Origin of the sequence: Phocaeicola sp. RTP21359st1_B8_RTP21360_211022 (genome assembly GCF_040911965.1) — a bacterium.
Taxonomy (GTDB): domain Bacteria; phylum Bacteroidota; class Bacteroidia; order Bacteroidales; family Bacteroidaceae; genus Phocaeicola; species Phocaeicola vulgatus.
This window is the reverse complement of sequence record NZ_JBDFXP010000084.1, coordinates 1-9,641: the sequence shown is the minus strand read 5'-3', so window position 1 is coordinate 9,641 and position 9,641 is coordinate 1. Positions and strand designations below refer to the sequence as shown.

General features: G+C 32.7%; 10 protein-coding genes. All 10 read right to left on the bottom strand.

All coding sequences use genetic code 11. The features are described 5' to 3' along the window. On the bottom strand, positions 1 to 544 hold a 544-nt coding region (locus tag AB5062_RS22085; RefSeq protein WP_368331274.1), incomplete at its 3' end, for a nucleoside-diphosphate sugar epimerase/dehydratase. Between the two features lie 63 nt (positions 545 to 607). Beyond that, a complete protein-coding gene (locus AB5062_RS22080) occupies positions 608 to 1,414 on the bottom strand; it encodes a YjbH domain-containing protein (protein ID WP_005848399.1) in 807 nt (268 codons plus the stop codon). A 7-nt stretch (positions 1,415 to 1,421) separates the two neighbouring features. Further along, on the bottom strand, positions 1,422 to 2,162 hold the full coding sequence (locus tag AB5062_RS22075; RefSeq protein ID WP_008673645.1) for a WecB/TagA/CpsF family glycosyltransferase: 741 nt from the start codon (positions 2,160 to 2,162) through the stop codon (positions 1,422 to 1,424). A gap of 47 nt (positions 2,163 to 2,209) precedes the next feature. Further along, on the bottom strand, positions 2,210 to 3,391 hold the full coding sequence (locus AB5062_RS22070; protein WP_227212442.1) for a glycosyltransferase: 1,182 nt from the start codon (positions 3,389 to 3,391) through the stop codon (positions 2,210 to 2,212). Next, a complete protein-coding gene (locus AB5062_RS22065) occupies positions 3,388 to 4,152 on the bottom strand; it encodes a glycoside hydrolase family 16 protein (RefSeq protein ID WP_005848408.1) in 765 nt (254 codons plus the stop codon). The genes AB5062_RS22070 and AB5062_RS22065 overlap by 4 nt, the downstream gene beginning before the upstream one ends. Next, positions 4,149 to 5,336 (bottom strand): Coenzyme F420 hydrogenase/dehydrogenase, beta subunit C-terminal domain, encoded by a 1,188-nt coding sequence (locus AB5062_RS22060; RefSeq protein ID WP_195642480.1) that lies wholly within the window; start codon positions 5,334 to 5,336, stop codon positions 4,149 to 4,151. Before AB5062_RS22060 ends, AB5062_RS22065 begins: the two co-directional genes overlap by 4 nt. Continuing rightward, a complete protein-coding gene (locus tag AB5062_RS22055; protein WP_005848412.1) occupies positions 5,333 to 6,508 on the bottom strand; it encodes a polysaccharide pyruvyl transferase family protein in 1,176 nt (391 codons plus the stop codon). The genes AB5062_RS22060 and AB5062_RS22055 overlap by 4 nt, the downstream gene beginning before the upstream one ends. Then, a complete protein-coding gene (locus AB5062_RS22050) occupies positions 6,505 to 7,548 on the bottom strand; it encodes a glycosyltransferase (protein ID WP_368326988.1) in 1,044 nt (347 codons plus the stop codon). Before AB5062_RS22050 ends, AB5062_RS22055 begins: the two co-directional genes overlap by 4 nt. Before the next feature lie 228 nt (positions 7,549 to 7,776). Next, positions 7,777 to 8,544: a glycosyltransferase family 32 protein gene (locus AB5062_RS22045; RefSeq protein ID WP_057280655.1), complete on the bottom strand. Its 768-nt coding sequence runs from the start codon at positions 8,542 to 8,544 to the stop codon at positions 7,777 to 7,779. 24 nt (positions 8,545 to 8,568) lie between these two features. Further along, positions 8,569 to 9,549, bottom strand: a complete 981-nt coding sequence (locus AB5062_RS22040; RefSeq protein ID WP_057280656.1) for a glycosyltransferase — start codon at positions 9,547 to 9,549, stop codon at positions 8,569 to 8,571. Positions 9,550 to 9,641 lie beyond the last annotated feature (92 nt).

Genomic DNA, 9,641 nt, shown 5'->3' with positions numbered 1-9,641 from the left:
CAAAATAGCCCACGACCGAATAACCTGTATCTTCACTGCCCGACATCTCATGGTAGATTTCCAGGTTGTTGTCCGTATTTCCTACCAGTACTACAAAACGCGTATGTTTCTTGCTCATACGGTAAAGCCTGATGAGAAGACGAAGAGTGAAACGGAACGAAACAAGACACAGAAACAGGAGGAAAAGGTACTCCAGCATGAACAGGGAGGCTATATCCGCATAGTTTCCTACAGAAAGGACCAGACCGCCCAGGAGGACAAACAGGAACATATTCTCGAACACACGTTTCCATATCTGAAGGGAATGCACTTTCCTCCGGTGAAGCACTACTCCTGAATGGATGGCGCAAAGGGCGTAACATAACATCAGTGTAAGCATGACTTGCAGAACGGTGGTTCCACCAACCTGCAGGCTATCCCACTGCATCTCATTGGACAGCTTGCTGAAAAGCAGGAATAGCAGACCGCAAAGAAAGGTCTCGGTGACAATCACAAAGGTCTCGATCAAGTGGTTGTAGGATGCTAATTTGTCTTTCATAGTCATAGTAGTATGATTTTAAAAATTATGATCATATATGTGGCTATCATTATCAACTCTCATACCTGTTTACTTCAAACAGATTTTGAAATAAAGTCCCGCACTCAGATATTTACCATCATTCAATTCTGCTATCAGATTAAAACGATCTTTCCAAACAGCATAGTTAAAACCTATATTAATGGTTCGTGCATCATATTCCGCCATCAAATTCAGTCCATTCAATATCTTATTTCCCAAAGAAGTATCAGGCAAACAACACCGAAAATTAACACCTAATGCAGGTCCTTCATAATTCAAGCCAGTAGCCCTGCTATAAATATAAGCCATATGAAGCCCTAATTCCCCCACATTCTGAAAATACAAATGTTTCGTTGCAGCCAGAAAAAAACGATTGAAATAATTATGAGTACCAGCTTCTTGATTAAAATTGATATTACCACCACCATTATTATCAAAACTTCCGGGATCATTGGCTCCCAATACAAGTTGAGGAGTCCATTCTTTCCACCAGCCTTCCTTCCATAAACGGAGCCTTCCTGAAAAATTACGGTCCTGATTACGAAATTTTCCCCAAGTCTGTTCAGGCCAATAATTACCTTTAACTCCCTTTACCAAGGTACAGGTATATGCTACTTCCAGCCAAGGAAAAATAGTCACATTTATATAGTAATTATATGTGTAGGTGTAATTTTTATTATTCCAATAAGTAGAAAGCGGATGCTTATCCAGCACATTACCGCCCAGCATAACAGTTTTGTCCTTCTGCATATCAGCAGTAGGCATATGCAATAGTCCACTAGTACCATATAATGCCTGTCCCTTCAATACAGTACAGAAACATAAACATAGAAAAGCTAAAAAAGAATTATGCATTGCGAAATTATAAGGGTTTGCTATCTTTGTACCATGAAAAGATTAGTTTCTCCCACAAAAAGCGTGCAGGAAAAAGTAAGGCAGCTTGTACATAACGTTTACGGGTATGCTTCTCTTTATACATACGATAGACAAAACGCAGATTCATACGATCTATCCATAGAGGGTAGTATTCAATCTCATTATTAGCAGTTTGGTGAATAAAACCACCACAGGTAAAACCAATACCCTGGAATCCGGCATTACGCACCTTTAGCAAAAAACGTTCTTGCATCAACGCCCCCATTCCTACAATAAGAAAATCAGGATTAACTTGTGTAATATGTTTCGCTTCCGCATCCATTTCTTGTTCCGAAACAAAATACCCATTACGACAACCCATAAACTTCAACTTTGGATACCGTTCCTTAAATATTTCAACAGCTTTTTCTACCTGTTCTTGTTTTGACGCAACAATGTATAACATCTTTCCATTATTTTCGGCAAAACGGAATAATTCCGGTGCCATAGAAGTCATATCAAAGCTTCGCCTTTTCACTGTTATTCCATATAATAATCTTATGGCAGCCACTAAGATGGAACCATCGGCAAAAATACCATCAAACTGTCCAAACAAATCTTTACGATCTAATGCCATCAAATAAGAAACAGGATTTAGAAATGTATATATTTTACCTTTATCCATGAAAAGATTATCAAGACCTCGTAGATTTGTTCGTAAGATATGACTAATTAAAATAGGTATCATAACACTTTCCTGTAAAGAATAAATAGTGTAACTTTTAAAATAGAGCACTATATTTTAGTGCTTACTTTCCTACACATTGCATCATAAAATAAGAATTGCATACTTTTATCATTGTTTTCTTCCCATATTTTGGTATGATTCAATATTTTTTTCCTAAAATCATCATCATCTATACCACGCTCTATTAACTTTGCTAAATGTTTCTCATCATCATGAATAATTGTTGTGAAATCTTTCTCTAGTATTAAATTGTCAACAATACATTCCTCCCAAAACAACCTGTTGTCAAACATTTCTTCTGGTATAGCTTTTCTTGTACCTACAAAAGGTATTCTCAACGATGACACCTCTGCAAGAACGATAGGAAATCCTTCAAATATACTAGATAAAACAAACAAATCAGCGTGAGCCATATATTTATAAGGATTCAAATTAAAAGGCAAGAATATAGTTCGTGAATAAACTCCCAAATCTTTAGCTAATTGTTTTAGTTCTTCCATATACTCTCCCTCCCCCATTAATACAAGATACACATTCCACCCACCTTTATTCAAATAAAGCGAAAATGCCTTCAGTAGTTTCCATTGCGCTTTCTGTTCTGAAAACCTCCCTATATTCATTATATATTTTTTATCTGGGCAGAAAACAAAATCATCAATTCCACATTGAGATTTAATCTTAATATCTTTGCTATTAACATAATTATTAATGACATTTATATTTTCACTCCGAACCCCAAAAGAAACGATCAAATCATCTTTCACTTGTTTTGAAACAGCTACTACGTTATTACACTTGTTATACATCCACCTTATCATACAATAAGTTAACTTCTGTACTATGCCCAACTTAATTTTCGTATATTGAAGAGAAAGTACATTATGCACCGAAACAACCTTTACAGCAGAAGTAGGCACAAGAATCGTCAGTAGATTACTTTTTTCAAGAAAAGAAAAAATGACATCCGGTTTTATATCTGCAACAATTTTTTTTAGTCTAAAAAATAGATTAAATTGTTGTAACGTTTTCTTTATCAAATTATTTTCGTCATTACAAGACCCATAAAATACATCTACATTCTCTGTCCACTTGCTTTGTCCACTATAACCTGAAAGCACAAAAACATAAGGCACATGTCCATTCTGTTTCAAATAGTGGTAGTAATCAATCAAAATACGTTCCGCGCCTCCAGTAGCTATATGATCTATTACTAAAATGTATTTCATCATTCTTTGAGTTTATAGTATCTTATCCAATCAACTTTCATTTCACAAGGAAAAGCAGAATCATCCATTCCACAAGATCCACCCCATCCACCGTAAGCAACATTTAAAATTAAGTAATATGGCTTATCAAAAGGCCAAGCTTCTCCTTCCTTTTTATCAAATTGATAACATAAATTACCATCAAGTAAAAATACAAGTTTATCCTTGTACCATTCTAATGTATAAATATGAAATTTAGAAACATCAGCTTTCACTAATTGAGGATTCATTTTTTTTATACGATTCCCATTTTTTTTATCCGTCACATGGACATTGATCTGATACTCCTTAGAACTCCAACAGTCAATATATTCCATTATGTCAATTTCACCAAAAGGTAAACCTTCTTCTGCCGGCAACATCCAAAAAGCAGGCCAAATACCTTTTCCTGTAGGACATTTTGCCTTAATTTCCAACCTGCCATATAAAAACGAAACCTTACCTAAGGTATGTATTCGACCAGAAGTGCATAAAGCCTTATCTTTTTTCTCATCTAAAGTCCTAATGATTAATTTACCATTATTTACACATACATTATTTGAACTATTTGTATAATATTCACTTTCCTGCCCTCTCATTCCCACTATATAACTCCAATACATAGAACTAGGAACATTATCTCGGTTAAATTCATCTCGCCAAATAGGATCATTTTCAAATAAACCTTGAGCAAACAATACAAAAGAAGACAATAATAAATATATGCTTAATAAAATCTTTATCATAGCATTTTTTTTAATTTCATATAAATACTGAATATCCCTATATGATAAAAAAATGGTTTCATTTTAATGATAATCTTTCTCGTCAATGTAAGAGGAAAATACTTTGCTTGTAATCTGTCAAAAGGCAAGTTATTCAAATCTCTAAAAAAGTCTGCCCTTCTCGTACTGGGAATTGCCGATTGTAACATCATACAACCATCTTGTTCTACAACCTTTTGAACATTTGATTTCTGATATACAAAATAAGATTTTAAATATTCAAAATAATCAAATCCTTTTTGAGAATGAATAAAAACATGAGTAGCGCCTGCTTTATCCATGATTTTATTGTAAAATTTAGCATTCCAACAATCAAAAATAGTAAAATCACTAACCCGCTCAATACTCTTAAATACACACTGATGACATGCTGGTTTTGAACACAGCCCTTTAAAAAAGAACTTTAACATTAAATCTGCCTCCATCCCATAATGATATTGAATTCTCTCATCTTCAAAATCTAAAGTCATAGTAGAATAATTATAACCATAATACTTATCCCTAAACTTAACTCCTGTTACTTTATTTTTATACTTTATTTGCTGGTATTCAAGATACTTTCTAAATAAAAGCGGTGAAGGATTACCACGACATACCAAATCTACTGTGATAAGATTTGCATAGTCTTTCTTAAGATAATTCTTCAATCCGGCTATTTGACAAGGAGTTCCACTAAAACATACAAGACAACCAGTTTGCAAAAGTTTCTTTGCTTCTTGATACGTATGTCCTATTTTACTCTGTACATACTTCGAGCCTCTAAATAATTGAATTTCTTCTTTCTTATTAGTTCCATAATGTACCACCTCCATCTTTTTATTATAAATAGCACCAAAAACATATCCATTTTGGTTCAAAACATAATCACTGATAGCACTAAAAAATCCCCCAGATGTACTATCTCTTCGTATATTATTATCTTTATGCTGAATAACATAACCAATTGTTTCTTCATGTTCTTTAATCGGTTTATGAAGAATGGGACATACTGCTTCACACAAACCACATTCTATACAAACTTCAACATCTACTTCAGGATAACGAAACCCCTCATTATCCTCTTTCATCACCACACAATGCTTTGGACAAATATTTTCACATGCCCAACAACCACAACACGTGACCTTATCAGTAATTACAATCATAATTCTATTCCTTTTAAAGCTTGCTCAAGATAAGCTAGAGAAGACTTTCTCAATATTTCTAATCTCTCATCTACATCCACATAATCAAGCGGCATAGAAAGAAGATTATCGATATTCTTTTTTGTATCTATTTTCCGTTGAGAGAGATTAGTCAAACTCAATAAATTATCTATGCGCGTGTTAGTGTTTTGCATAGCATTTTCACTAAATCTACTAAATACAAAAAAGTTCTTTTTATAGAGAATAGAAAACACAGAGCAGTGAAAAGAATCCGTAAAGATATATTCCGAATTTCTCACATAATTCAAAAACTCGGCAGGACCTACATCATAAGGAGTTTCATTAGCAAATCCTTCATCCGATGGTATATATTCATCCAAATGCTGAAGCGCCACTATCTTCAGACCTGTTCGTTTTTGCACTTCGCTTATAAATAACCTTTGTTGAGGATTATTCCCTAATAAGTAACAAAAAATATATTTACCATTGGTTAGAGGCTTTTCCTGCTGTATATGCATCCATTGCTCACCTGTAAACAAAAGAGTAGGATCAAGTACGACTTGAATCTCACGCCCAATTAATTTATAAACCAAATCACAAGCGCTTTTTTCTCGTAATGCCATATAATTAAAACGTTTCATAAACCATCTGTTCTTCTTCCTCTGAAACCAAGGTACTTTTTTAATCCCAAGACTAGTAGAGTAAGCTATTTTACAGATATTGTCTGGCACCCATTCTAAAGTATAATACCCATGCTCTACGCTGTCGGTACGCCACAATTGATCACTTCCCACCACAAAAGCAGAATAATTGTTAGCCATAGCTTTCAATTCTTCTCTATTTTTACAATAAGGTGATAAATGAAAGTATTCTTGCGAAAACCTATCAAAACAAGCATTTCGTAAATCTACATTTCTGCCAAATGAATCTGGATATTTCTTTTTATAATACTCTATTTTTATCTTACCTATCCTCATTTTCCAATCAGCTATCAAAATCTTTTTGATAATATAAAGCAATTTATTCCCTTGCATATAAACAATAGGAGATTTACACGAAATAGTCTGATAAGGTAAATTCATTTTCTGAAAAATCATTTCCGTAGCATATGCCTGAAGCATACTACCATAGTTATGATGAAAATAGCAAGTTACGAGGCCTATAGGTTTCATTTTTTGTTTAATTTATATACCAACAACAGCAATAAAGTAGCTCTATATTTTACCAATAAATAAAAAAGGCGATGCTTCATTGGCAACAATTGATACGGATAATTATTTAAGTAATGATAAAAAAATGCATCTTTGCATATTTTTTTTAATTCATAATTCTGAATTGAAAAAGATTTTTTCTTTACAATTTGATATTTAATATAAAGAGAATTACGTAAATAATGCAGAGCTTTGCGTTGTAACCTAACCCAATAATCCTCTTCTGCAAAATACTCTGCAAATACTGAATGCATCTCTTGAATAAACCTCTTTAACCGTTCTATTTTATCCTCTGTATAAGTATGGGTAATTGAACACTCATTTTGAAAATAATTATAAAAATATTCCGGTATAAAACCTACATTTTCTGCTAATTTCAAATATCTCACATGAAAAAACATATCTTCAGAAGCTACCACTTTTTCAGATACAAATCGCAATTGATTATCTTCTATTATTTTTCTAAGATAAATAGCCTTACAAACTGAAACCATATATTTCACATCAGAACGATAACTAGGCAAAGGAGCTAACATATCTAATAAAAATGAATCAACACTTTTTCGTCCACGAAAAAAGACTTCCTGACCTACCTCTTCAAAAGGTATTATCTTATCTTTTGAATAATAATATTGCAAACTACAATATACAGTATCACATTTCATTTTTTCAGCTACACGATAAAGAGCCTCATACATCGCAGGAGCAACCCAATCATCAGAATCAAGAAATGAAACAAATTTTCCAGATGCAAGATTTAACCCTGCATTACGAGCAAAACCTAATCCTTCATTTTTTTTATGAATAACTTTAATGCGCGCATCTTTTTGAGCATATTCATCACACAAAGCTGGACAATTATCAGGTGACCCATCATCCACCAATATGATTTCCAGTTCCTTTAATGTCTGATTCAATATCGACTGTATGCACCTATCTAGATATTTTTCCACGTTATAAACAGGTACAATCACACTTATTTTGGGAATATCGTTTTCCATTATATTTTATTGTAGTTATAATTAGTAAGTAGTCTTTTTCAGCTCTTTAAAATCAATAAGGCAAAAAGTTGAATATTTTAAATTTCACTTAACTATAGTTACATTGGCAAATACTAAAAGAATAAACTTTTTATAGTTCATTACAAATGAAAATCTATTTTGAATACTTACAAAACATAGCTCCCCCTTACAAAATAATACAATTTTAGAATTACAAGTATCAACTATTTACTTTTTCAGATGCACTTTTTTCAAAAGCTGTCCAATAAAATGCAATATTCTAAAATTAGGCAACCGCAGCAGATGCCAAAATTTAATTTCCCAACGCGTATAAAAAGGGAGCCAAGATGCAGCAAAATGATGGATAGAATATGTATTAGTGGTAGTTCTTATTACTCCATCAGTAAAAGATTTCGGACTAAAAAATGTTGCAGGAAAAATTGCTATTTTCATGGAAGCTTCATCTATCTTCATCGCATCTTCAAGAGAAGTAACAGAAATCAAGTCATAACCATTATTTAATAATGTTTTTTCAACCTGCAAAGGCAATGGTTGCAGTATATCAAAACTACCATCCGGAAGAACAAATGGACGTTTATCATAACTGTCCAAACAAAGTTTTACCCACGAAGAATGCCGTTCAACACCAAACGCTGCAACTTCCAGCCCCTTTCCTTTACCATACTGCCACCCCATCATCGTTTGAAGTGACAAAAAAGGATTAAATGATTTTAAAACCTCCACATCCATATCCAAATAAATTCCCCCGTAATGATACAGAGCATAAAGCCTGATATAATCAGCAGCAAAAGCATATTTTTTGTTATCAAAAGCTTCGCTCACCCAACGAGATGATGATTTATCAAACTTATCAAAATTCCAATGAATAAACTCATAATCAGGCAAATATTTCTTCCATGAATCCATATAATGTTGGATATTGAAAGGAATGGGATCGTTACTTAACCAGCAATAATGAATAATTTTAGGAATCATATCAAGTGAATCAATTTTATTAAATTATTTTTTTAAAAAGAAACGAAGCAGAAATAAAAACATACGAGACATAACATTGATTATTTTATAAACATTGGGATATTTAATATATAACCCATAAGTGCTAGAACATAAAAATCTAGCATCGTCATAACCTATTACAGTACAAAAAGGATTGAAGGCTGATTTAGAATTTCTAATCATCAATTTTATTTCATCACTCAGAAACCCTTCGTATTTAATACGACAGAATATTTTTTTATCAAGGAATTTATAAGGTACATAACTTTTTGCTCCCATCCCTGATGCGAAATAATGTATTATTTTTGCTTTAGACAAGAATGGTAACCCGTTAGCATTAATTTGGCAATTCCAAATATCATCTAACTTACAAATTTTACAACCCATTAATTCATTAGCTTTAGCCAAAGAAGGTTGATCATAATTAATACCTTTCAATACATTTTTCCTCCACAAAGAATGCCAATACTCATAAAATTGATGAGTATCATCTGTATCTTTAACAAACAACACTCCACTATTAAAATAAAAATCATTCTCTGAATATTTCCATCCCAATACAGAAGACCATTTCTTAATATTAGTTTTCATCCAACTATATTTAATTGAAAGATGACAATCTGGCACAGCTGCTATTTCGCAAGACAAATTATCTATATCTTTCAACTCTTCATTTATAATTGTATCACAATCAATAAATAAAAAATCCCCAATTACCTGACTTCTTAATGATGTTTTTATGTACCTAGATTTTTGTTGTTTTGAATAATGAAACGGAACATCAACGATGACTAATTTTGAAACATAATTAAGTATCAATTTACGAATGCCATTTTCCAACGTTCTACTTGTTTCTTCATCAACAAGTAAAAGCAAATTTGCATCTGGATTATATAAACGCAATGAATAAATAGAAACCAATGCCTGCTCTAAATAACAATCATTTTCATTACTAACAAGCACATAAATAATCTTTGTTTTCATATGATGAAAGACTTTTGTAAGCACTCAATTTAGGGCATCCCCCTTCGAAAGGGCACTTTTCAGTGCCCTAAACCGAGTTTTGTTAATTAATT

Bases quoted from the DNA above. Each gene is read 5' to 3' on its own strand.
- AB5062_RS22050 (WP_368326988.1), bottom strand. From the start codon at position 7,548: ATGGAAAACGATATTCCCAAAATAAGTGTGATTGTACCTGTTTATAAC.
- AB5062_RS22040 (WP_057280656.1), bottom strand. From the start codon at position 9,549: ATGAAAACAAAGATTATTTATGTGCTTGTTAGTAATGAAAATGATTGT.
- AB5062_RS22080 (WP_005848399.1), bottom strand. From the start codon at position 1,414: ATGCATAATTCTTTTTTAGCTTTTCTATGTTTATGTTTCTGTACTGTA.
- AB5062_RS22070 (WP_227212442.1), bottom strand. From the start codon at position 3,391: ATGATGAAATACATTTTAGTAATAGATCATATAGCTACTGGAGGCGCG.
- AB5062_RS22045 (WP_057280655.1), bottom strand. From the start codon at position 8,544: ATGATTCCTAAAATTATTCATTATTGCTGGTTAAGTAACGATCCCATT.
- AB5062_RS22075 (WP_008673645.1), bottom strand. From the start codon at position 2,162: ATGATACCTATTTTAATTAGTCATATCTTACGAACAAATCTACGAGGT.
- AB5062_RS22065 (WP_005848408.1), bottom strand. From the start codon at position 4,152: ATGATAAAGATTTTATTAAGCATATATTTATTATTGTCTTCTTTTGTA.
- AB5062_RS22060 (WP_195642480.1), bottom strand. From the start codon at position 5,336: ATGATTGTAATTACTGATAAGGTCACGTGTTGTGGTTGTTGGGCATGT.
- AB5062_RS22055 (WP_005848412.1), bottom strand. From the start codon at position 6,508: ATGAAACCTATAGGCCTCGTAACTTGCTATTTTCATCATAACTATGGT.